This window comes from Desulfobacterales bacterium (genome assembly GCA_021647905.1).
GTDB lineage: Bacteria > Desulfobacterota > Desulfobulbia > Desulfobulbales > BM004 > JAKITW01.
In genome coordinates, this window is sequence record JAKITW010000027.1 from 1 (window position 1) to 22,679 (window position 22,679).

At 54.9% G+C, this 22,679-nt stretch carries 16 protein-coding genes, 1 tRNA gene and 1 pseudogene; 15 read left to right on the plus strand and 3 right to left on the minus strand.

Features of this window, described 5'->3' with window-relative positions; all coding sequences use genetic code 11:
• Positions 1-367 precede the first annotated feature (367 nt).
• From L3J03_05830 to L3J03_05840, 3 genes and pseudogenes are all read left to right on the plus strand, one after another.
• Positions 368-441, plus strand: a tRNA-Gln gene (locus tag L3J03_05830).
• A 431-nt stretch (positions 442-872) separates the two neighbouring features.
• Positions 873-1,013: pseudogene (locus L3J03_05835) on the plus strand (prepilin-type N-terminal cleavage/methylation domain-containing protein).
• 609 nt (positions 1,014-1,622) lie between these two features.
• Complete coding sequence (locus L3J03_05840) at positions 1,623-3,968, plus strand: tetratricopeptide repeat protein (protein ID MCF6290496.1); 2,346 nt, start codon at positions 1,623-1,625, stop codon at positions 3,966-3,968.
• A gap of 8 nt (positions 3,969-3,976) precedes the next feature.
• Here the strand turns inward: L3J03_05840 and L3J03_05845 are convergent, their stop codons facing one another.
• Entirely contained in the window at positions 3,977-6,325 is a 2,349-nt protein-coding gene (locus tag L3J03_05845) for a DUF2723 domain-containing protein (protein ID MCF6290497.1), read from the minus strand.
• A gap of 246 nt (positions 6,326-6,571) precedes the next feature.
• On the opposite strand from L3J03_05845, the gene L3J03_05850 reads away from it, so the two are divergent.
• From L3J03_05850 to L3J03_05905, 12 genes are all read left to right on the plus strand, one after another.
• Positions 6,572-7,285, plus strand: a complete 714-nt coding sequence (locus tag L3J03_05850) for a polyprenol monophosphomannose synthase (GenBank protein MCF6290498.1) — start codon at positions 6,572-6,574, stop codon at positions 7,283-7,285.
• Positions 7,286-7,323: 38 nt separating this feature from the next.
• The gene (locus tag L3J03_05855) at positions 7,324-9,690 is read left to right on the plus strand and encodes a tetratricopeptide repeat protein (GenBank protein ID MCF6290499.1); all 2,367 of its coding nucleotides are present in this window, start codon (positions 7,324-7,326) and stop codon (positions 9,688-9,690) included.
• Positions 9,680-10,552 (plus strand): glycosyltransferase family 2 protein, encoded by an 873-nt coding sequence (locus L3J03_05860; GenBank protein ID MCF6290500.1) that lies wholly within the window; start codon positions 9,680-9,682, stop codon positions 10,550-10,552. Before L3J03_05855 ends, L3J03_05860 begins: the two co-directional genes overlap by 11 nt.
• 78 nt (positions 10,553-10,630) lie before the next feature.
• Positions 10,631-11,560 (plus strand): hypothetical protein, encoded by a 930-nt coding sequence (locus L3J03_05865; GenBank protein MCF6290501.1) that lies wholly within the window; start codon positions 10,631-10,633, stop codon positions 11,558-11,560.
• A 28-nt stretch (positions 11,561-11,588) separates the two neighbouring features.
• Positions 11,589-12,815 (plus strand): glycosyltransferase family 4 protein, encoded by a 1,227-nt coding sequence (locus tag L3J03_05870; protein ID MCF6290502.1) that lies wholly within the window; start codon positions 11,589-11,591, stop codon positions 12,813-12,815.
• A gap of 178 nt (positions 12,816-12,993) precedes the next feature.
• Complete coding sequence (locus tag L3J03_05875) at positions 12,994-13,158, plus strand: hypothetical protein (GenBank protein ID MCF6290503.1); 165 nt, start codon at positions 12,994-12,996, stop codon at positions 13,156-13,158.
• A gap of 10 nt (positions 13,159-13,168) precedes the next feature.
• Entirely contained in the window at positions 13,169-13,573 is a 405-nt protein-coding gene (locus tag L3J03_05880; GenBank protein MCF6290504.1) for a hypothetical protein, read from the plus strand.
• A gap of 15 nt (positions 13,574-13,588) precedes the next feature.
• A complete protein-coding gene (locus L3J03_05885) occupies positions 13,589-14,716 on the plus strand; it encodes a DegT/DnrJ/EryC1/StrS family aminotransferase (GenBank protein MCF6290505.1) in 1,128 nt (375 codons plus the stop codon).
• An 87-nt stretch (positions 14,717-14,803) separates the two neighbouring features.
• Positions 14,804-15,952 (plus strand): Coenzyme F420 hydrogenase/dehydrogenase, beta subunit C-terminal domain, encoded by a 1,149-nt coding sequence (locus L3J03_05890; GenBank protein MCF6290506.1) that lies wholly within the window; start codon positions 14,804-14,806, stop codon positions 15,950-15,952.
• On the plus strand, positions 15,939-17,375 hold the full coding sequence (locus tag L3J03_05895; protein MCF6290507.1) for a B12-binding domain-containing radical SAM protein: 1,437 nt from the start codon (positions 15,939-15,941) through the stop codon (positions 17,373-17,375). The genes L3J03_05890 and L3J03_05895 overlap by 14 nt, the downstream gene beginning before the upstream one ends.
• 233 nt (positions 17,376-17,608) lie before the next feature.
• Positions 17,609-18,739: an IS630 family transposase gene (locus L3J03_05900; protein MCF6290508.1), complete on the plus strand. Its 1,131-nt coding sequence runs from the start codon at positions 17,609-17,611 to the stop codon at positions 18,737-18,739.
• Positions 18,740-18,923: 184 nt separating this feature from the next.
• Positions 18,924-19,571: a class I SAM-dependent methyltransferase gene (locus tag L3J03_05905; GenBank protein MCF6290509.1), complete on the plus strand. Its 648-nt coding sequence runs from the start codon at positions 18,924-18,926 to the stop codon at positions 19,569-19,571.
• On the opposite strand, the gene L3J03_05910 is transcribed toward L3J03_05905, so the two are convergent.
• Complete coding sequence (locus L3J03_05910; GenBank protein MCF6290510.1) at positions 19,568-21,043, minus strand: bifunctional class I SAM-dependent methyltransferase/glycosyltransferase family 2 protein; 1,476 nt, start codon at positions 21,041-21,043, stop codon at positions 19,568-19,570. The two genes, L3J03_05905 and L3J03_05910, sit on opposite strands and share 4 nt — an antisense overlap.
• 354 nt (positions 21,044-21,397) lie before the next feature.
• Entirely contained in the window at positions 21,398-22,498 is a 1,101-nt protein-coding gene (locus tag L3J03_05915) for a hypothetical protein (GenBank protein MCF6290511.1), read from the minus strand.
• Between the last annotated feature and the right edge of the window lie 181 nt (positions 22,499-22,679).

Below are 22,679 nucleotides of genomic sequence, written 5' to 3' on the forward strand. Positions count from 1 at the left end.
TTTTACGGTGGCTATTATTGTCGGTCTCGCAACAACCCGCTCGACGGACGTGATTCGTCTTGTAACTTGTTGATTTTATTGGGTGGCATTTGAAGCCTTTCGGGTTGTTACGAGTTCATCATTATTGTCGGTCTCGCAACAACCCGCTCGACGGACGTGATTCGTCTTGTAACTTGTTGATTTTATTGGGTGGCATTTGAAGCCTTTCGGGTTGTTACGAGTTCATCATTATTGCCTGAGGGGTTTATGTTCAATTTTGAAGCGTTGGGCCCGGAGCAGTGGCAGGACAGGGATTCAGGCTGAAAAAAACTTGACATCCGGGGCAAGTTTCTCTACCTTGGGACCCGTCATTACCACCTGATCGAGCTGGGGGATCGTCTAATGGCAGGACAGCAGACTCTGACTCTGCTTATCGGGGTTCGAATCCCTGTCCCCCAGCCAGTACCTTTTCCTCTCTATCCCCGGTCCCGGGTTACTGCCACAAAGTGTCATAATCTGGCCCAGGAGTGACAAAATTTGTCACTGGACCTTTGCAGGCTGTTTTTTCTTCTTTCTTCTTTTTCAGTTCCTGGCGGGGCGATGGCGTGCGTATCGCAACAACACTCTGAATTATTATAAAAAAAATTTCTTGCCAGAAAACATCTTCGATGGTAATCCTTTGCCTGGCACTGGAATTGCTTGGTTTATTATAGACGAATCCAAGCAGATCATAAAACAAGCAACACAACCAGCAACCATTAAAGAGACATCCATTTCACAGGGAGTGCGAACGGAAGACAACCGGACCGAGGGAGGGGGGCTGGGTGTTTGACGGCCCGAACATGAAACAACCAATGAATATTCATACCAGTTGAGGAGGAAAAAGGATGAACATGCTCAGAATAGAAAGAGGCCAGAAAGGTTTTACCCTGATCGAGCTGATGATCGTTGTCGCCATTATCGGTATCCTCGCCGCCGTGGCCGTGCCGGCCTACATGAAGTACATCGGCCGGTCGCGGGTCACCTCGATGATCATGCCCACGGTTCATTCGATTGAGACCAACATTGCCGAGCATTATGCGGTCAACGGTACCATGGTAAGCACCACCGACCAGAGGACCGCCATGCAGGCTGATGCGGACACCACCTATCTTGACGGGATCACGATTACTTCTTCCGGTATTCTGAAAATTACGGTCGATGCTGCTGCCAGCACCCAGAAGCTGAACGCCTATGACGGTACCGTGCTTATTGCGGATCCCACCTACTCCGGCGGCAAGATCACCAAGTGGTCCCTCAGCGGCAGCCTGAAGGACAGCGTTGGCCTGAAAGATTAATCTGACCGACATCCACTGTCCGCCGACAACAGCCGCACCTCCATCGGGTGCGGCTGTTTTTGTTATTACAGTCAGGTGCCGACCTTGCTGGAAAGTAATCGGCGCGGGACCCCCGGCCCGCTGTTTCCGGGGAACCGGTCCAGCATGGAAAAGGTTGTCCCGTGAACGACCAACAGGAGGGCTAAATGGGTCTCGTTTTGACACCAGCCTGTTTTCTTTCCAAGGGTATAATGCCGGCTCACCCCTTTGTTCCCTCGCATGGGCGGCTATGAACGCCCCCCGGAATCACCCAGGCCCAGTGGTGGTATGATAGACAGATTTTTAGCCATTTCCCCAGGCCGCTTTCTGCTGGCCGTTCTGTTGTTAGTCTGCGCCAGTTACAGCAACACCCTTTATTCTCCCCTGGTCCTGGATGACATGCACTCCTTTGTCGAGGAGCCCAGGATCTACCAGGACGATTTTTCAGTACAATCATTGACCGAGCTTGCCGACACCCGGTTCGGCAAGGCCCGGTTCGTTCCACTGCTCTCTTTTTCCCTGAACCACTATTTTTCCCGGGGCAAGATTGTTCACTATCACCTGACTAATATCGCCATTCATCTGCTGGCGGTGGTGGCCCTTTTTTTCTTTCTCAAGGCCTTGTTGCGTACCGAGACCGGCAAAAAGAGCATCTTGTTGCTGAACCCCGAGCACTATGTCCTCTTTGTCTGCGGCCTGTGGGCACTCAATCCGGTGCAGACCAATGCGGTAACCTATATTGTCCAGCGGATGACAGCCCTGGCCGCGCTGTTCTACCTGGCCGCGCTTGCCTTTTATCTGTACGGTCGTCTCGCCAAAGGCCCCATGCGCCGGCTCCTGTTTTTTGGGGGATGTGGTCTGGCGTCGGCGCTTGCCTTTCTGTCAAAGGAAAATTCCTATACCCTGCCGGTGGCAATTCTGCTGGTTGAGGGGATGTTCGTTTCACCGCATCTGCCCCGGCGGCTCCTCGGTTCCATAAGGTGGTATCACTGGCTTGTGGCAGTGGTCGGACTGGGTCTGCTGTTACCCTTTGTTGTTCACACCTGGCAGATACACACCGCTGACTATTCAATCAGGTATTTTACCCTGGAAGAACGGCTGCTGACCCAATTGCGGGTGGTTGTCTTTTACCTTTCTCTGCTGGTTCTGCCCTTGCCGCAACGGTTGAACCTTGACCATGATTTCGTGTTGTCCACGGCCTGGCTTGCGCCGCCCACCACCATCCTGTCCGGTATGCTGTTGGCCGGGCTTTTTGTCGCGGGGATAATGGCCAGGAGACGGGTGCCCCTTTTCTCCTTTGGCGTGTTCTGGTTTTTCCTCAACCTGCTGATCGAGTCCACCGTAATTCCCCTTGAACTCATTTTCGAGCATCGACTGTACCTGCCGTCAATCGGTTTCTTCATGGGAGTGGTCGCTGTTATTGATTTCGGGGTGGCACGGTCGCGTCCCCGGCGGCCGGCCGAGGCCCGCAAGATTGTTTTGTTGGTTATGATTATCCTGATTACGGTTTCCTCTGTTTTGACCACCATCCGCAACGAGGATTGGCGCGACTCCCTGACCATCTATGAGGATTGTTATCTGAAATCCCCGGAAAAGTCCCGGGCCGTGTCAAACTACGGGATGGTTCTGGCCGGGGCCGGCCGGCGCACCGAAGCCCTTGCGCTCCTGGAGCGGGCCCTTGACATGGGCCGGAGGCACAATGAGGAATATATCACTACTGCCAACAATATTCTGAATATCCATAAGAGTCAGGGTGAATATGAAGAGGCGGTCAAGGCAGGGGAAAGATATTTTGCCAACATGACCTATGATCTGAACTTTGCCGGTTTTGATAAGTTTACCCGTAACTGGGGGTATGCGTATTTTAAAACCGGCAGGTATGAAGACGCCCTGAACACCTATACCACCGGCCTTCGGTTCAGTATCAATCCCCAACCATTGCTGCTGGCGACAAACAGACTGTTCGTTGCGGCCAACGAAACAGAGGAGGGGCGAAAAGAGCTGGGCCTGACCGGTGAACCGGTTGACGTTCCCTTGAAAATGGCCCGGCTGTCCCTGTTGTTGCGGCTCTACGACCAGGCGGACAAATATCTTCAAACGGCCCGGGAGTTGCAGCCTGAACATCCCCTCCTGCAACAGCTCCAGGGGGAGTTGGAAGAACAACTTGAAAAGAACAGGCTGGCGCGGCAACAGTTTCAAATCAGTAATGACCAGGCATACCGCGATAATGGATGGTTCCGTTTCTATATTACCCTGGCCAGATTTGTCATGTCTCACTACCCGCCCCTTATGGGACGGCCGTTATACTGGCTTCTGGACCAAGCCCGGGGCAGCGCCCCTGACAGCCCGTTTGTTGCCGTGTATCTGGCCCGCTGGGAGATGCACAACGGCCGGCAGGAGGAAGCGGTCCAGCGGCTGGAACGCGCCCTGCGCAGCCAACCGGATAACGTGATGTTGCTGGGCGCGCTCGGCCCTGATTATCTTGGCCTGGGCCGGACCGGTCAAGCAGTGGAGATTTTTACCCGGATCCTGGAGTTGTTCCCCGGTCATCCCCAGTGGGCTCAGTTGGAAAAAATAGTTGCGGACTGGGAAGCCTTGCAGGGCAAGGCGATTCCAGACCCGACCAGTTCTTAACGTCTTTTTCAGGAATAGCTGACTGGGCGTGCCGGGGGAGTAGCGGCCTTGTTGTTCAGCGGTCGTTCGTTTTGGCGGTGAATGGTCTTGAGTATTGATCTGGCCAAGCGGAGCAGCTCCTCTTTTTTGCCGGTGTAGTTGTTGGTGAAAAGGGTGAGGTAATGCGCTGCAAGGGATGGTCTGGGCTGGTAGCGGTAGTAGAAAAGGCCGAGATAGAGGTCGGCAAGCTCGTCCTCCGGGGCCTTGATTTTAATAAAATGACAGAGATCCGCCAACAGGTCCAACGGCAGTACCAGTGTTGCCGTGGAAAATTGTTTTTTTCGCATCAACTGGAAATAGGCGATATATGCCTGGAGCATTGTTTTTTTGATCCGGGGTTGGCGGCCAATGTCCACTGCGGCAAGCCAGGTCAGGTACGAGCGTAGAAAGGGGGCATTGCGGCGCAACAGTTCTTCGGTGGATACGGTCTTGTCCGGAGTTGTAACCTTCCAGACAATACCCTGGAGGGAATTGGAAAGCCGGGCCGGAGTGTCTTCGTTATATTCGGCCAGCAGGGTGTGAATATTGGTTGCCGCATAGATATCAACACCACTGTCAAGGAGCGCCCGGAGCCACTGGACGGTTGAAACCCTGGTCGGTGGTGGGACAGGGCCGGTTGGCCCTGGGACAGCGGTTTCTCCGCCAGGATGCCGCAGGCCGGTCCTGTCACCGAACCGCGAGGAGAAGTAGTTGCGGTAGTCGGCGGTTTTTGTCATCGGCCAGGCCAGGCAGGCTACGTCGCGGCGGAAGCCCTCGACCTCCTGCAGGTAGAAGGTGGTGAAAATGTTGCTGTCGGAGTTCAAGATGAGCATGCTGTCGGGGGAACAGCCGGACAGAACATCACGGCCTGCCTGCAGTTCAATGTCAATGGTATCGTAGTTTGTCTGCCGGGCGCCGTTTGAAATGGTGATGATGAGTATGGCGACCGGTGCGAACACGGCAACATGGCGCCCATATTTTTTGTAACCGCCCCGGAAGGCCGGGAGCAGCCGGTCAAGGGCCAGGATCGCCAGCATGGTGGCGACCAGGTTGGGCATGAGATACATCCGGGCCAGGATCTCCTCTTCAAAGCCGTGCTTGGCTGGAGCATTTACCATCAGGAAAAAGCACAGTGACGACAGAAACCAGACCAGGCAGGTCGCATCGCGGAGGGAAAACCGGCAGGCGAGGGTGCGCAGGACCTGCCAGATAACCAGGACGCCGGAGAAGATGGTGAGACCCTGGCTGGAAAAGAGACCGGTGACCAGGTATCGGTTCAGCCAGTAGGTGGCGGCCAGGGTCTGATCGCCAGCGGCGGTGAGCGAAAAGGTGCCGTAGAGCCGCCGCAGAAAGAGGTCGATCAGGTCCTGAAGATTATGCACGGATATACCCAGGGCACTGACCGGATTGGTGAAGAGCCAGGTGCTGATCACCGGCTGCAGGTAGCAGGCCAGACCCAGGAGGAAGGCGCCGATGAGCCATGAAAATTCCTTGATTCGGGTCCGGTTGTCGGGAAGCTTGAGCCAGTAATACCCGTAAATAAGAAAGAATCCCGGGAACAGAAAGACAATGGAATGGTGATTGGCTCCGCCCAGGCCGGCCACCAGCCCCAGGCCGCGGGTCGCGGGGTGAAATTTGTTCTTGCTGATGGTGAAAAGGGCCAGATAGATGCCGATGGAACAGATAAGGATGTGCAGGGAAAAGACCTCGGCAGCGGTCAGCCAGCGGATGCTCATGGGAGAAAAGACATAAAAACAGCCGCCGATCAAAATGGCCGCCGGCTGGACGTCAATCAGCCGAAGTGCCTTGTACAGGACGACAATCGCGGCCAGGAAACAGAGGGTGGAAAAGAGGTTATAGGTATAGATGACGTTGCTGAACGGCGAGATGAGCGAAAAAAGCTTGCCCAGGAGTATGTAGAGCGGATAGCCGGGCGGATGGGCAATGCCCAGGTTGAAACTGGCGGCGATCATCTCGCCGGAGTCGGCGCCGACCAGATGGTCGCTGGTAAAGGAGATATAGATGGCGGCCACTGCCAGAAGGAACAGGCCGGGCAAACCGCGGGCAAACCTGTCGATTTTTTGCTGAGACTGGTTTTTTTTATGGGCAGCGGCGGGAGTATTCATTGTTTTTTGGGACGACCGATGCAATAATGACAAGATTTTCAGCCCGTTGGAAATGGGCCGGGCCAAGATTTTTGGTAAACATTCAGTAACCCCCCTCCTGTCGGGAAAGGGGTTTTCTTCTACCAACGGCCGCTCCATTGAAAAGGGCCGGCTGTTCATAAACAGGCTATCAAGCAGGAACTCGCTTCGCCGCGGCGGCGATTCGGAAGCCATAAGCATATCATGCCGAAGTTGTTTCAATTTCCGCTTTTGCCGTCACGGCCGCGGCTCAAGGTCCGCTACACCGTTCGGTATAAGAAAACCCCTTTCCCGGTCCAACGTCAAACGTACGGGGCTTACCGAAACCTTACGATTTTTGAGGTGTGAAGAGCAAGGACGCGATGTCGGCATCAAGGTGTTTCTTCATGGAACGTTACCATGGGCCGGACGGGTTGGAAGATTGGTGGCAACGATAGATTCATGAAAGGTCTGGTTATAATTCCCACGTTCAACGAGGTTGACAATATCGCCCTGGTCGTTGCCAAGACCCTGGAGGCGGACCCTGGGCTTGATATCCTTATTATCGATGATAACTCACCGGACGGCACCGGAACGCTGGCCGACAGCCTGGCCGACCAACAGCCGCGGGTCCACGTCCTCCACCGGCCGCGGAAGCTGGGCCTGGGAACCGCATATATTGCAGGTTTTAAATATGCGGTCAATCGAAAATACGATCTGATTTTTGAGATGGACGCTGATCTGTCCCATGATCCGAAGTATCTGCCGGACTTCATTGAGGCTGCCACCACCGCCGATCTGGTGATCGGGTCGCGTTATCTCAACGGGGTCAATGTGGTTAACTGGCCCATGCACCGCCTTTTGCTCAGCTATCTGGCCAATATCTATGCCCGTCTCATTACCGGCATGTCGGTGCGGGATCTTACAAGCGGCTTCAAATGTTTCCGGCGGGAGGTCCTTGAGAGCCTGGACCTGACCCGGATCTCCTCCGAGGGCTATGCCTTTCAGGTCGAGATACATTTTCGTGTGTGGAAGAAGGGGTTTGTCCTCAGGGAGATACCTATTGTCTTCACTGATCGTACTTGCGCCTCGACCAAAATGGACAGCCACGTGATAGTCGAGGCCGTCTGGATTGTCTGGAAAATGAGATTGCTCGCCCTTGCCGGGAAGCTGTAAGGCTTTTTTAAGGGAGACGTGGTCGTATTGGCGGGCAGATGAACAGAATAAACGGGATAAAGCCAAGGTATTTTCTGTATGGGCTCTTACTCCTTGTCTTTGCCGCTTATGCCAATACCCTCTTTTCTCCACCGGTTCTTGATGATTTCACTGCCTTTGTAGAGAATCCTGCACTTGAAGTGGAGGATTTTTCCTGTCAATCTCTCCAGAAGATTGCCGGAGGGCGTTTCGGGATAACCCGCTTTCTGCCTCAACTCTCATTTGCGGTTGACAGGCGGCTGGGCAATGGGTTCATCATCCAGTTTCATCTGACCAACATTGCCATCCACCTCGCTGTTGTCTTTGCTCTGGTCATGTTCCTGCGAGCCGTGTTCCGCACCCGGGTGGGCAGAGAATCTGCCGGAGAATTTATAAGTCCCGACATGATGATCGTGCTTATCTGCGCCCTGTGGGCCTTGCATCCCGTTCATACCAATGTCGTTACATATATTGTCCAGAGGATGACGTCCATTGCGACATTATTTTATATTATCTCCCTGGCCGCGTATATTGAGGCTCGAATTGCCGCCGGGGTAAGAAAGTATTTGTTATTCTTCGTTTTTTTCTGTGCAGCCCTGGCTTCTTTTTTCAGTAAAGAGATTTCCGCAACCCTGCCGCTGGCCGTTATTCTCATTGAGTGGATTTTGATTAACCCGGAGTGGGGGAGGGACGTTTTCTCTCGGTTACGGTGGTATCACTGGCTGGCAGTGGTTATCATTCTGTTGCTTCTGGTTCCATTACTCCATTATCCCTGGAATGAGGTTGCCAAGGGGTATGCTTCACGCCATTTCACCCTGGGGGAGCGGCTCTTGACCCAGGCACGGGTTGTTGTTTTCTATATTGGCCTGCTTCTTCTGCCCTGGCCCGGCTGGATGAATCTTGACCATGATTTTGTCGTGTCGACATCCTTTCTTGACCCGCCGTCAACGCTTTTCTGCATTCTACTGCTGGTGTTGTTTCTGAGCGGTGGATTCGCCATGCGCAGGCGCTGCCCTCTTGTTTCATTCGGCGTGATATGGTTTTTTCTGCATCTGGCCCTGGAATCGACGGCCATTCCCCTGGAATTGGTTTTCGAGCACCGGCTCTACCTGCCTTCAATAGGTTTCTGGCTTGCTGTTGTCAGTGGATCCGGGGCGATGCTGGCAAGGTCTCCCTTCAGGGTCAACCGGAATGCATGTATTATTTCATTGGTGCTGGTTGTCGCGGTTTTCACGGGGTTGACCCGAACGAGGAACACGGCCTGGGAGAGTCGGTTGACCCTCACCATGGACTGCGCCATAAAATCACCTGCCAAGGCCCGTGCCGTGGCAAATTATGGCGAGGCTCTGGCCCAACAGGGGGACTTTGCGGAAGCGTTGCCAGTTTTGGAACGGGCTCTTGCAATCAGCCGTCCGCACCAGGAAGAATTTATCAGTGTCGCAAGCAATATTGTAACTCTCTTGGGCCAGCAGGGTCGGCATGGCGAGGCCATTTCCCGCGGCGAGACATACTGGCGGCAGATGTCTACACAAATGAACTTGATTAATCTTCCGAAATTCATGCTGGCCCTCGGGAGATCCTGTGCCCGGGCCGGCCGCTTCAGTGACGCCTTTCAGGCCCTGGTCATCGGTCTGCATTTCAGCCCCGGGTTGGATGCTCTTCATGATATGTTGCTGAGGGTATTACAGGATGCAAGTCGTGACGAAAGGGCGCGGGGCGAACTCGGCCTGGATGAAAATAACGGTGCGCTATACAGACGGATGGCCGAGGTGATGCTGGACGTTCGTGAGTATGAACTGGCCGGGCAGTACCTTGACAGGTATACGGAGTTGGCTCCTGATGATCTGGCGAAGCAGTTGCGTGATACTCTTGGGACCGTAAGAGATCTCAATCAAAGGGAGGAACGGTTGCTTCAATTACAAAATGATCAGGTATACAGAGAAGATACGGCATTTCATGTTTATATGAATGCCGCGCTTTTTTTTGAAAAATATTATCCGCTTTTTCAAGGAACTATAGTAAAAAGTCTTCTGGCCATGCTGGAAAGACGCAGTCCCGGGCATCCTTTTGCAGGGCTCCTTCGTGTTCGATGGAAAGCCCGACACTGTGATAAGGCTGAAGCAATTCAAGAAGCCGAGGCTCTGGTCGCACGCCATCCTGATTTTATTCCGGCACTAACTCAACTTGTCAGGTATTACCTTGATGAGGGGAGGAGAGAAGATGCCGCTCCATACCTTCGCCGGATATTATCCCTCTACCCCGGCCATTATAATTGGATGTATTATGAAAAGGTGGAGCTGGTGTCCCTGCCCGGGAGTAAGGGGGCACTGTTGCGAGATGCCTTTGGGGATATCGGCGGACAAAGGGTGATACAGGATGCTAAATGAAAAAATAACCGTGGTGCTCCCCGCCTTTAATGAGAAGGAAAATATAGGGGAGACGATTCTCTCCATCCGGGCCCATCTCCCTGAATGCGAGATCCTGGTGGTTGACGACGGCTCCACCGATGGGACCGGGGAGATCGCCCGGCAGGCCGGGACCCGGGTCTGTACTCATCCGTATAACATTGGCAACGGGGCCGCGGTCAAGACCGGGCTCAGGAACGCCAGGGGCGACTGGGTTGTTCTGATGGACGCGGATGGCCAGCACAACCCGGCCGATATTGCCGGGCTGCTGGCGCACAGGGACCGGTATGACATGGTGGTCGGCGCCCGGGGCAAGGATTCGGAGACCAGGTGGCACCGGGATCTGGCCAACCGGATTTTCAACGGCCTGGCCGGTTATGTGACCAGGTTCAAGGTGCATGATCTTACCTCCGGATTCCGCCTGCTGCGAAGGGCCACGGCGCGGCAGTTCATCTATCTGCTGCCCAATACCTTTTCCTATCCCTCCACCATTACCATGGCCTATCTGCGTAGCGGCCGGAGCGTGAAATATGTCCCGATCAGGACCCGGGCCAGGAAGGGCAAAAGCAAGATCAGGCTGGCCCGCGACGGGGTCCGCTTTCTCTTGATTATCACCAAGATCGCCACCCTGTTCTCCCCGTTCCGGATCTTTTTGCCGGTGAGCTTTGTCTTTTTTCTCACCGGAGTGATGTATTATGTCTACACTTTTATTACCACGCATCGTTTTACCAACATGTCCGCCTTACTGCTGACAACATCGGTTGTCATCTTCATGATGGGATTGATCTCGGAGCAGATTTCCCAGATGCGCTACGAGCGGATTGACCGGGATGGAGAAGAGTAGATCTCAGACCCTGGCCGCGGATTCAACCCTGTTGCCGGCCCGGTAAAATTCCCCGCGCCGAGATCGAAAAGAGATACAATGTTCAGGAAATATCAATGGTATAGCTGGGCTCTGCGGCTGGCTGTCTTTTTTGCCGTGTTCTGGGTCATCGGCCGGAATATCGGCGAGATCAGACGGTATGACTTCAGCTGTGACTGGCGGCTCCTTTTTTTCAGTTTTGTCTCGCTTACTATCGGTTACCTTGCCATTGTCAGGGTATGGATAGGGTTGACCGGTGAGTTCGGCATCCGGGTTCCCTTTGCAAAGGCAGCCAAGGCCTGGTTTGTTTCTCAGCTCGGCAAGTATGTCCCCGGCAAGGTCGTCCTGCTGTTGGTACGGTTTGATGTGTACCAGGGATATCCGAAGCGCACCATTGTCATTGCCACCTGGATCGAGTACGTCGTCTCCCTGGTTGCCTCCGGGATGCTGATCCTGCTGGCCCTGGCCGCGGCGCCGCAACTGGTGCCGCCCACTGTCCGTTGGCTGGCCGGGATTGGGACGCTGCTTTTTATGGGACTGCTCTGGCCGCCCTGGCTGGCCCGCTACGTCAACTGGGGTTTAGTGGCTCTGGGTAAGGATACCATTGACGAGTTTCCGTCCTATCCGGCCCTTCTTCGTTTCGTCGGGGGGTTTGTGTTTGTCGGCCTGCTCCACGGCCTGGGCCTGTTCTTGACCATCCGTTCCTTTTTTGCCGTGGATTTTTCATACTTTCTCATTATTGCCGGGGTGTACGAGGCGGCCGCCCTCATCGGCCTGGCGGCGGTGTTTGCTCCCAGCGGCTTAGGGGTGCGGGAGGGTGTGCTGTTTCTCGTGCTCCCCTTGTTTCTTCCCCTGCCGGTCGTTATTGTCAGTTCCATCCTTATCCGGTTGATCACCACCGGGGTGGAGCTGTTGTTGAGTTGTCTATTCCTCGGCCTTGACAAGTATTCCGGCACCAGCGGCAGACCGGTGTACTCGCAACATGGATAGGTGGTTGAGCAGGGTGCAACCGGCAGACATGAACCAGGACAGGAGCATTTACATAATCAGCGGCAAGTCGCCAATGAACCTGCCCGGCGGGCTGGGTGCCTATGCCATCAACCTGGCTAGAATTTTCAGGGAACTGGGCTATGCGGTTTCTGTTCTCGGTTTCAGTGAACAGGCGGATGAGTTTCAGCGGGACGGCATTACCTTTATCCATGTTCACACCCCCTTTGACCGGCTCAAGGGGTTGGGGGTTGGCCTTATCACCCCCTATTTCCTCCGGACTCTGCGCCGGAAGATCGACGCTGATAACGCCGGAGAGATCCTGGTCTACGGCATGGCCAGCTGGAATTACGTGGGGATTCGGTTGAAGAAGGCGTTGCCGGGGCGCAATATAAAGACCCTGGTGAGCTGTTTCACCACCCATAAGCATGAGCTGATGGGCCATATCCGGGGGGCGCCGATCCGGGATTACGGCCCTGGCCCCTTTATCAAGTACGGGCTGGCCTATCTGCTCGACCTGATTTTTGTCCGGGGTTTCGACCGGACGGCGATCATGGGCGCGGACCGGATAATCGTTCATTATCAATCCACCAGGAAGATTCTGGAGGAGGATTACGGCGCCGTTTCTCCGGAACGGCTCCGCACCATACCCTACTGCGTGGAAATCTATAAAAGGATATCCTCTGAGCAGCGGGACAAGGAGGTCCTGGCGATCGGCAAGGAGCGGCCCTGGGTGGTGGTGATCTGCCGGCAGGATCCGCGCAAGGGCATCAACACCTTCTTAAAGGCGATCCGGATTCTCAAGGACCAGGGGATTGATTTCGATTGTTTTATCGTCGGCTCCGGCCCGTTTCTGGAGGACAACCGGAGGCTGGCTCGGCGATTGGGGCTGGGAGAGAAGGTGCGCTTTCTCGGGTTTGTCGACGATATCCAGCCCTTTCTCCATGGGGCCGACGTCTATGTTCTGCCTTCGCTGGAGGAGGGCAGCGGGGCGATCTCCCTGCTTGAGGCGATGAAGGTGGGGGCGGCCATTGTCACCACCCGCTGCGACGGGATCCCCGAGGACTTTACCCATGAACGTAACGGGCTGCTGGTTGAGATGAACGATCATCAAGATATGGCACACCAGATCCGGAGGATCCTTGAGGACCGGGACCTGAAAATGAGGTTATCCAGGAATGCGACAAGGGATTATAATGCCAGGTTCAAGTTCGAGGGGATGTTGCGGGCAATGACCGGGATTGTCGAGGAATTATAAACCGTAAAGGGTCTTATCCCCCTTAAGGGGGTACTGAAAAGGTAAGGTTTCGGTAAACCCCGCACGTTTGAGGTTGGACCGGGAAAGGGGTTTTCTTATAGCGAACGGTGTAGCGGACCCTGAGCCGCGGCCGTGACGGCAAAAGCGGAATTTGAAACAACTTCGGCAGGATATGCTTATGGCTTCCGAATCGCCGCCGCGGCGAAGCGAGTTCCTGCTTGATAGCCTGTTTATGAACAGCCGGCCCTTCTCAATGGAGCGGCCGTTGGTAGAAGAAGACCCCTTTCCCGACAGGAGGGGTTTACTGAATGTTTACCTGAAAAGAGTCCAACTCCGCCGGTGAGGGGAATTTCATGCAAGGGATTGAAACAATAGTTGAAAACGGGCGGATATATGCGATTATCGTCCGCAATAATTTCTGCAGCGCGGAGAAGTATAATTTTCTGACCCCCACCGAGTACCCGCTCCAGCTAGGCGCTAATTTTTACTCGGCCGGCGAGGAGATAAAAAAACATTACCATCCCGACAAGGAGGTGTCGATCCGGACCGTGCAGGAATTTATCGTGGTCAATCGCGGCCGGCTCCGGGTACTTTTTTTTGACGATAACCAGGAGTTCTCCAGGGACGCGGTCCTGGAACAGGGCGATATGATCTTTCTGGCCAGCGGCGGACACGGCTTCGAGGTGCTGGAGGATACCACCATTGTTGAGATAAAACAGGGGCCGTACGCCGGCGTTGATGACAAGGTTCTCTTTTAAGGACAGGGTGCGGCGATGGCGGAAAAAGAATTTATCCCGGTGTGTGAGCCCTTGCTGGCCGGTAATGAACTGGAGTATGTTCAACAGGCGGTCTCCACCGGCTGGATCTCCTCCAGCGGCGGGTTTGTCACCGAGTTTGAAAAAAAATTTGCCGAATTCTGCGGGGTCAGATTCGGGGTGACCACCAACACCGGCACCGCGGCCCTGCACCTCGCCTGTGTCGCCGCTGGAATCGGGCCCGGCGACGAGGTGATCATCCCCTCCTTTACCATGATCTCCACCGCCTTTGCCGTCTGTTACTGCGGGGCAACCCCGGTGTTTGTCGACTGCGAGCGGGAGACCTGGAATATTGACATCACCCGGATCGAGGAGAAGATCAGCCGCCGGACCAGGGCCATCCTGCCGGTGCATATCTACGGCCATCCCTGTGATATGGACCCGATCCTGGAGATTGCCCGCCACCACAACCTCCTGGTCATCGAGGACGCTGCCGAGGTGCATGGAGCGGAGTACAAGGGCCGGCGGTGCGGCAGCCTCGGCGATCTGGGCTGTTTCAGCTTTTTCGCCAACAAGATCGTCACCACCGGGGAGGGGGGAATGGTGGTCACCGACAACGCGGAGCTGCGCGACCGATGCCGCTATTACAAGAATCTGGCCTTCCCCCTGGAGGGGGCCCGGGACTACCGGCATGAGCATATCGGTTTCAACTATCGGATGTCCAACCTGATTGCCGCCCTGGGGGTGGCTCAGACCGAAAAGGCGGCTGAGTATGCGGAGTCTCGGCAACGGAATGCGCGTCTGTACCGGCAACACCTCCAGGGCACGGCCGGCATCTCGTTCCAGCAGGAAAAAGAATGGGCCAAAAGTGTTTCCTGGATGTTCGGAATCCTGATCGAGGACGATTTCGGCCCGGACCGGGACGAGGTGGCAACCGGGTTGCGGGAAGCTGGTATCGACAGCCGGTTTTTCTTTACGCCGATGCACCTGCAGCCTTCCCTGCGGAATCACGGCTGCGATTGCTCCGGAACCTATCCGGTGGCCGAGGAGATTGGCCGCAGGGGACTCTATCTGCCATCCGGCTCCGGGCTGGGCGAAGCGCGGATCGACCGGGTCTGTGAAGCGCTTCTGGCCCTGAGAGGATGATGGCCGGAAACAAGCCGCGTGTTTTGCCGGTTGGTTGCCGTGATGCGGCTGCCGGTGAAGAATCTACTTTCCAAGAGGTCGTCACCTTTGAATAAAATCCTTTTTATCGGGTATCCCTGCCAGGTTACGGCAATCAAGCGATTGCAGGTTTTCCTGGCCTATATTGAAAAGAACTATCCCGGCCGGGCAGTGACCTGGCCCCAACAGTATCCGGCCCTGCGGGATCTGCAGTGGGTCAAGGATATCGAACTGCTGATCGGGCAGTTCTGCCGGGCCGGCACCTGCCACTCGGGCCTGTCCGGAATTTTTCAGCGTCACGGCATCGATATCCGGGCCGTCCGGCGGCTGGATATCGGGACCGATGAGATTCGGGTCGACCTGGATGGAGTAGAAAAGGTGATCCCTGTGCAGAAAGGTGATCTGCGCCAAAAGGGGATGCCCGGCTGCGCGATCTGCTCCGATTATACGGCGCTTTCAGCTGATATCTCGTTGGACGGCGGGAAGCCGTCCCCGGCCGGGACTCAACTGATTTCAAGAACCGATTCCGGCAGGAAGATCATTGCCCGGGCCCTGTCCGACGGGGTTGTGGAAAAGATTGCCGGCGTGGATCGTGGTGAGCGGATTATTGAGATGGAACAGGTCAAGGCCCGGAGATCGGCGGCCAAGGCGGAGACCTTCCGTGATAGACTGCCGCCCGCTTTTTACACCGAAGACTCTTTTGACGTTGAATCGTCCATCTATGACAGCCTGCTTCAGGATTTTTATATGGTCAAGGATCTGATCAAGAATGACCTCTGCGTGCTGTGCGGGATGTGCGAAACCGTCTGCCCGCTCGGCTCGATAACCCTTGACGGGGAGCGGCCCCGGTTCAACAACCGCTGCAGCGATAAGATCTGCGGGATGTGCTTTTCCACCTGCCCCCAGAGTTTTGTCCTCCAGGGGGTTGACCAGCAGCGGTTGTTTCGCGAGATGGAGGCCGTTGCCCCCTTGCGGGCGGAGGATATGGTTACGGTCCGGTCCGCAGCCGTGGAATCGGACTCCAAAGGGGAAGGTCGGGATACGCTCCTGGCCTCCCTGGCCGGATACTGCCTCGATCAGGGACTGGTCTCCCGGGTCATGGTGCTCCATCACTGGAACAGCCGGACCATCCTGAAGCAACTCGGTGACATTTCCGCCACCCTGCTGGTCGATTATGTCCGGGAAAAAAGAGGGGGCAGAGCCGATGAGAACAGTTAAGGTCCTGCTGGTTGTCCCTGATGTGGAGTCGTTCCCCCGGCCGCCGGCGCCCACCTCGCCCCATGTGGGGTTGGCCTATATCTCGGCCATCCTGGAGAAACACGGCCACCAGGTTCGGGTGCTGGACCTGCGGCTGGCCGGCAACCACGACAAGCTCATTCCGACCATTAAGCGGTTTAGTCCGGAATTTATCGGCATATCGAGCTACAGCATCATGTACAGCGCCATCTATGACCTGGCCCAACAGGCCAAGCAAGCCGTGGCCGGCGTTACGGTGGTGATCGGCGGACCCCATGTGGGCAGTTTCGGCCGGCGGGTGCTGGAGGAGTCGGTGTTCGACTGCGCGGTTCGCGGCGAGGGCGAGTACACCATGCTCGATCTCTGCGCCGGCAAGCCCCATGCCGGGATCCCCGGGCTGCTCTGGCGGGACGGCGACCGGATCGTGGAGAACGAGCGGCGCTGTCCCATCGTTGATCTCGATGCACTGCCCTTTCCCGACTATAGCAAATTCGAACTGGACCGGTATCTCGACAAGAAGCTGATCGTGGTCAGTTCGCGGGGCTGCATCAAGAAATGTCTCTACTGCACGATCCGCTATACCATGGGGCCCCAGTTCCGGGGCAGAAGCCCGAAAAATATTGTCGATGAGATCGAATACTGGTACCGCAGCCCGGGCCGATATCGATTTTTCCAGTTCAGCGACGATTGCTTTTCCGCGGATATCGAAAGGGCGGAAGCGGTATGCGACGAGATCATCGGCCGCGGCCTGAAGATCGGCTGGGAACTGCGCAACGGCATTATGGTCAACCGGGTGGACCGGCGGCTCCTGCAGAAGATGAAGGATTCCGGCTGCCGGCTGATCGCCTGGGGGATCGAATCGATTCATCCCGAGGACCTGCGCAACATCAAGAAGGGGATCACCCCCAACCAGGTGCGGGAGGCCCTGCGTATCTCCCACGAGGTGGGGATCAAGAACAGTGGTTTCTTTATTGTCGGCCTGCCCGGCGACACCTATGAAAAGTTTAAAAAGAATTATGAGTTTGCCAAGTCGCTGCCGCTAAGCGAGGTCCGTTTTTATAACACCACCCCCTATCCGTCCACCGAGCTCTACGACTGGGTCAATGAAAAGGCCCACTGGCTGGTACCGCCGGAAACCTTTTTAAACGACTATCATGCCAACTGCGACGAGCCCAGCTTTGAGACCGACGAGTTCCCCAGGGCCGATCGGCTCAAGGCCTTGAAGATGGGACGCAAGCTTGTCCTCCGGCTGATATTGAAGAATGAGTTCGGTCCCCTGATCGGCACCATCGCCTATCAGTTCGTCCGGATTCCCTTCCTGCAGGAGCAGATTCTCCGGCTGGGGGCCCAGGTGTTCGGCCTGTGGCGGCGGCTGGGCAAGCTTGTCGGCCGGGAACCGATATGATAGGTAGTGCCCATCCAGAAATGGCCCTTTCGCCCAATCTCGGCGTCATGCTAAAAAAATAATCCTCGTAATATCACTTATATGACTCCGGTTATTTTTTTCGCGATCCTTGATCTTGAACGAAATTGCTCATTACTGGACGGACACTAGTATTTTGTTCTAAAGTTATCGTTACATATTTTTGGCTTTGTGTTACACTGCTTTTCATTAACCCAGAATGGAGGGCCGTGAATATGAGAGTACGCAAAGCGAAACTTACAATATCGGAGAAAGATCAAAAACAACTTGAAACAATTGCCCGCAGTCGCACGGAGCCAGCCAACAAAATTCAGCGTGCTAAAATCCTGCTCATGTACGTAGAAGGTGAAAAAATAACCAAAATAACACAGCAAGTTAACGCTACACGGCCTTTAGTTTACCGGGCAATAGACAAGGCGTTAGATTTTGGGGCATTGCAATCATTGGCTGACTTGAAACGTTCCGGGCGCTCACGAAAGATAGACGACAGCGCCAAGAAATGGGTACTCTCCTTAGCCTGCCAGAAGCCGACGGATTACGGTTATGCAGCCGAGACCTGGACCTATAGCAAACTTGTTCAACATATACAAAAACATGCGGCAGAAAACGGGCATCAGTGTTTGCAAAAAATCAGCAGAAGCCAGGTGTATGACATTTTAAACAAAGGTGAAATCAAGCCCCACAAAATCCGTTATTATCTTGAACGCCGTGATCCTAATTTTGAAGAAAAAATGACCGATGTTCTTCATGTATACAAGGATGTAGAAATAATTAACCAGTCTCCAGACGACGAAAAGGAAAGCACAACAATCTCCTATGATGAGAAGCCCGGAATCCAGGCGATAAAAAATATCGCGGCCCAATTGCAACCAGTTCCCGGGGAACATTCCATGATCGCGAGAGACTATGAATATAAGCGTTTGGGCACAGTCTCGCTATTGGGTGGGATTGATCTCCACACCGGCGAAATACATGCTTTAGTTCGTGACCGGCACAGGAGTCGTGAATTCATAGAGTTTCTCAAAATCATTGATGCGAAATATCCGGACGATTGGATTATCAGGTTAGTGTTGGATAATCATTCAGCACACATTTCTAAAGAAACACGAAACTTCTTGAAAACAAGACCAAACCGATTCCATTTTGTGTTTACACCCAAGCATGGCTCGTGGCTAAATCTTATCGAATCGGTTTTCAGCAAAATGGCCAGATCATTCCTGCGACATATCCGGGTAGATACAAAAGAGGAACTCGTCAACCGCATCTATCAAGGTATCGCAGAAATTAATAAGGCTCCTGTTGTCTACCGGTGGCGATACAAAATGGATGAAATTACCGTCGCCTAAAATATAACGTTATTTTTAGAACTCTGTACTAGGTAGGTAAGCCGCAGAGGGACGGCAAAGTAATTTTACCCCGTGCCGGCAATACAGGCAGGTCCGGAACAGCGGTATTTTTTCAATTTATACAGGTCAAGACCAAGGTGAACGATCTATGACGGACTGGGATTCGTGGTGGAGAAGCAAGCGGGTGGAAAAAAACATATACCCCTTGATCAAGCGGCTGACCACTGCGCACAAGATGAAACTGTTGTTCGGCATGCTCAAGGGGATTCCGCTTGACCGTCCCCGGATCCTGGAATTCGGGGCCGGTTCCGGCATGGCCACGGTCCGGTTGCTGGAGCGGTTCGGCGGCCGGGCGACCCTGATTGATTATTCGCCCGAGGCAAAGTTTTTTTTCGATGACCTTGAAAAGGACCAGCTTGAGATTGAGTACATCCTCGGCGATCTCTTTGCCCTGGATCTATCCGGTGCCTATGACATTGTTTTCAGTGACGGCCTGGTGGAGCATTTCCAGGGGAAAAAACTTGATGAACTGATCAGCAAACATCGTCAGTTCCTGGCCAGGGACGGCCATGTCCTGATCATCGTCCCGCGCCACTGTTTTTATATCCTTCTGCGGGACCGGCTCATTGCCAATGATCTCTTCTTTAATCTGGTGTTGAAACGGCTGGGGATCTCCAAGCCATCGTACGGCTACGAGAAGCTTTATACCCAGGGCGAGTTAACGGAACTCTGCCGCAAAGGCGGCCTGGAGGTTGTCAGGGTCAGGAACACCTATAAAACGGTCTGTATTCTGGGGCGCAAGATAGATGATTCGGCCGGGGCAACGGGCTAGCGGAATTTAAGCTTCTTCATGGCAACGAAGCTCATCTTGAGGAGCAGCAGGCCGTGCCGGAACCGGTCGATCTTGATATCGCCGTAGGTCCGTTCCCGGTATCGGATCGGCACCTCGACAATTTTGAGATTCTGTTTGACCGCCCCGAACAGGAGATCGAAATCGCCGAACGGATCGAAATCGCCGAAAAATGAACGGTTTTCGGCGATCTTGTCATAGTCTTTTTTGAACAGGACCTTTGTCCCGCACAGGGTGTCCTTGATCCGCTGGTCCAGGAACCAGGTGAAGAGCATGCTGAAAAACTTGTTGCCCAGTTTGTTGAGAAAGCGCATTGCCTCCTTTTCCATGGGATAGACCAGCCGGGTGCCGTTGATGAGTTCGCCGTGCCCTTCCTGCAGGGCCTGGTAGAATTTTGGCAGGTCCTCGGGCGGTACGGTCAGATCGGCGTCCAGGATCATCAGTATCTCGCCGCTGGCCGCGGCAAAACCCTTGCGCACCGCATCTCCCTTGCCCAGCTTGAGCATCCGTCCATGTCCGCTGCCGTTGTCGGAGCCCGGTTCGACCTGGTGGAGCAGCTTGATCTCCCTGCGATCCCGGTATTCTTTAATCACCGCCTCGATCTCCTCCACCGTGCCGTCGCTGGAGTTGCCGTCTACAAAGATGATCTCCGTGTGGCTGCCCATCTCCGGGATTCTTGCCACCGCGGCCCTGATATTGCCCCGTTCGTTCCGGCAGGGGATGACCACTGTGACGGAATAGTCCCGCGGTGGCCGCGTTTCTGGCCGCGGCCGGGCTACCAGGTAGGTGCCGAGGCACAGTTTTCTCACCAGGGGCAGCCTGGCCAGGTAGGTATTGACCAGCCGGGCAAGGATCGGGATCCTTTTGGGGAACAGCAGCCGCTCTCCTTTTTTAATAACCTCGAATCCGTTCAGGGCGAGGAGGTTCTCGATATCGGCCGGGGACAGCCAGTTCTGATGGTCCTGGGGCATCTTAAGACCCAGTTTTTCTCCCAGCCCGAGAATCGGCTCCCACAACGCATTGAAATAGGTGATGATCAAGCGGGATTCCGGCGTGGTGACCCGTGCCAGATTACGGAATGCCGTGCCGATGTCGGTCAACTCACCGATGAGATCGGACATGATGACATAGGCAAAGGTCTCCCCCTTGAGCTGGAGGTCCTCCACGTCGTCCCGGATAAAGGAGAGGAACGGGTATTGCGACCGGGGATATTTTTCCCTGGCCATGGCGATCATGTCCTTGGAAAAGTCGATCCCAAGCCCGCGTTTAGGCCGGAGATGGGCGAGCAGGTCCCCGGTCGAGCAGCCCACCTCGAGGACACTCCGGCCCGGCGGGACCAGGAAGGAGAGCAGCTCTTCAAGGTCATCGTAATAATAGCGGTTTTTTTCTTTCCAGCGGTCGCGTTGCGGGGCCAGCCGGTCGAAGTGCGCTCTTTTCAGTTCTTTTGTCTTCAAATCGGTCTCTTTGCTTCCGGCCGGCCGGTGGGGAAACAGGGACAAGGGTGACCCGCGGCCGTAAACATTCAGTAAACCCCCTCCTGTCGGGAAAGGGGTCTTCTTCTACCCAACGGCCGCTCCATTGAAAAGGGCCGGCTGTTCATAAACAGGCTATCAAGCAGGAACTCGCTTCGCCGCGGCGGCGATTCGGAAGCCATAAGCATATCCTGCCGAAGTTGTTTCAAATTCCGTTTTTGCCGTCACGGCCGCGGCTCAGGGTCCGCTACACCGTTCGCTATAAGAAAACCCCTTTCCCGGTCCAACCTCAAACGTACGGGGTTTACCGAAACTTTACCCGCGGCCGGTCCGCGATCAGTCTGTTATATATCCGTTTTCAACGAGAATCGCGGAAATCTTTTCAGCGTAGATCCGGTGGGCCTCGTCATAGGTGTGGACCGGGTCCCAGAAAAGGTCCTGTTGCTGGTCCAGGACCCGGTCAAAGGAGTAGAAGGGCAAGCTGTTTTTTTCGTGGAGTTGGCGGATCGCCTTGTTCATGATGCCGTAGAAGGATCTGAATACCGGCTGATCCCTGACCCCGGGATTGACGGGCTGGAGGATGGCGAGGAATTTACTGTTTGCGCCCCGGGTGACGATGGACATCTTGCGCCAGTTGTCAAGTAGGCGGACGGCGATCTCCACGGTATCCAACTGGCCGGCCGGCGGTTCTGATTGGCTGAAGAAGGAGGTTGCCAGCCTGTTCTCCAGGCTCAGGCCGGGATTGATGCGGGTGGCGATGCGGCTCATGGCCAGGATCATATCAAGCGTGCTCAGATCGGCCAGGGCCTGCTTGAGCCGCTGGTTTGACTGCCAGGCGTTTTCGTAAGTGGACCAGTTGAAGGGATAACCCAGCCGTGGTTCAAAGTACATCCTTGTCCAGATGTCGTTGAAGCCGTCAAGGGCGATCACGATGTCCGGCTGGTAATTCAAGATCTGATGGACCAGAACAGCCAGTTCCTGGTCCGAATCCGCTGACTGGATTCCGGTATTGATGCAGATGATTTTTCTGTCCTTGAAGCGGGCCTGGAGTTTTTTCTCCAGCAGGGCCGGGATGGTCGATTCATTGGTCAACCCGTGCAGGACCACTGAACCGCCCAGGACAAAGATCCGGATCTCGTTGTCCTTCTTCCGGTAGGGGATGTCGCCCTGGTGCCGGAAGCCTTCGTTGTTGGTGATGAAGCGGGTTGCCGGGGTCTCAGTCCGGTGCTGCTGGTTGGTGGTTATGGTGACATCGCTGTCAGGGGTGGCGTGAAACATGATATACGGGGCCGGCATCCGCAAGTCAAAGGCTGTTTGTTTGTCAGGAGCGGGCCTGGTTTTGGTATGACCGTCGTACAGGGCAAGGAGGAGTTCGAGCAGAACGAGGCTGATGGCCAGTATGGCTCCGGCTTGAAGGATTTTCTGGAGTTTTACCATGGGCTTTGTTAACAGGGTGAATTCCCGGGGAACTTGCCGGCAGCAAGGTTTTTGGCTAAAAGTTGTAGTTTATTAGCACAGGCGCCGGATATGTGCAATGATTGTCGGTCTGCTTTTTCCCTTCTGCCGGGTGCTTGTCCTGGCCAGAGGGGGGCCCTATGGGACAGGCGCCCGGGAAGGG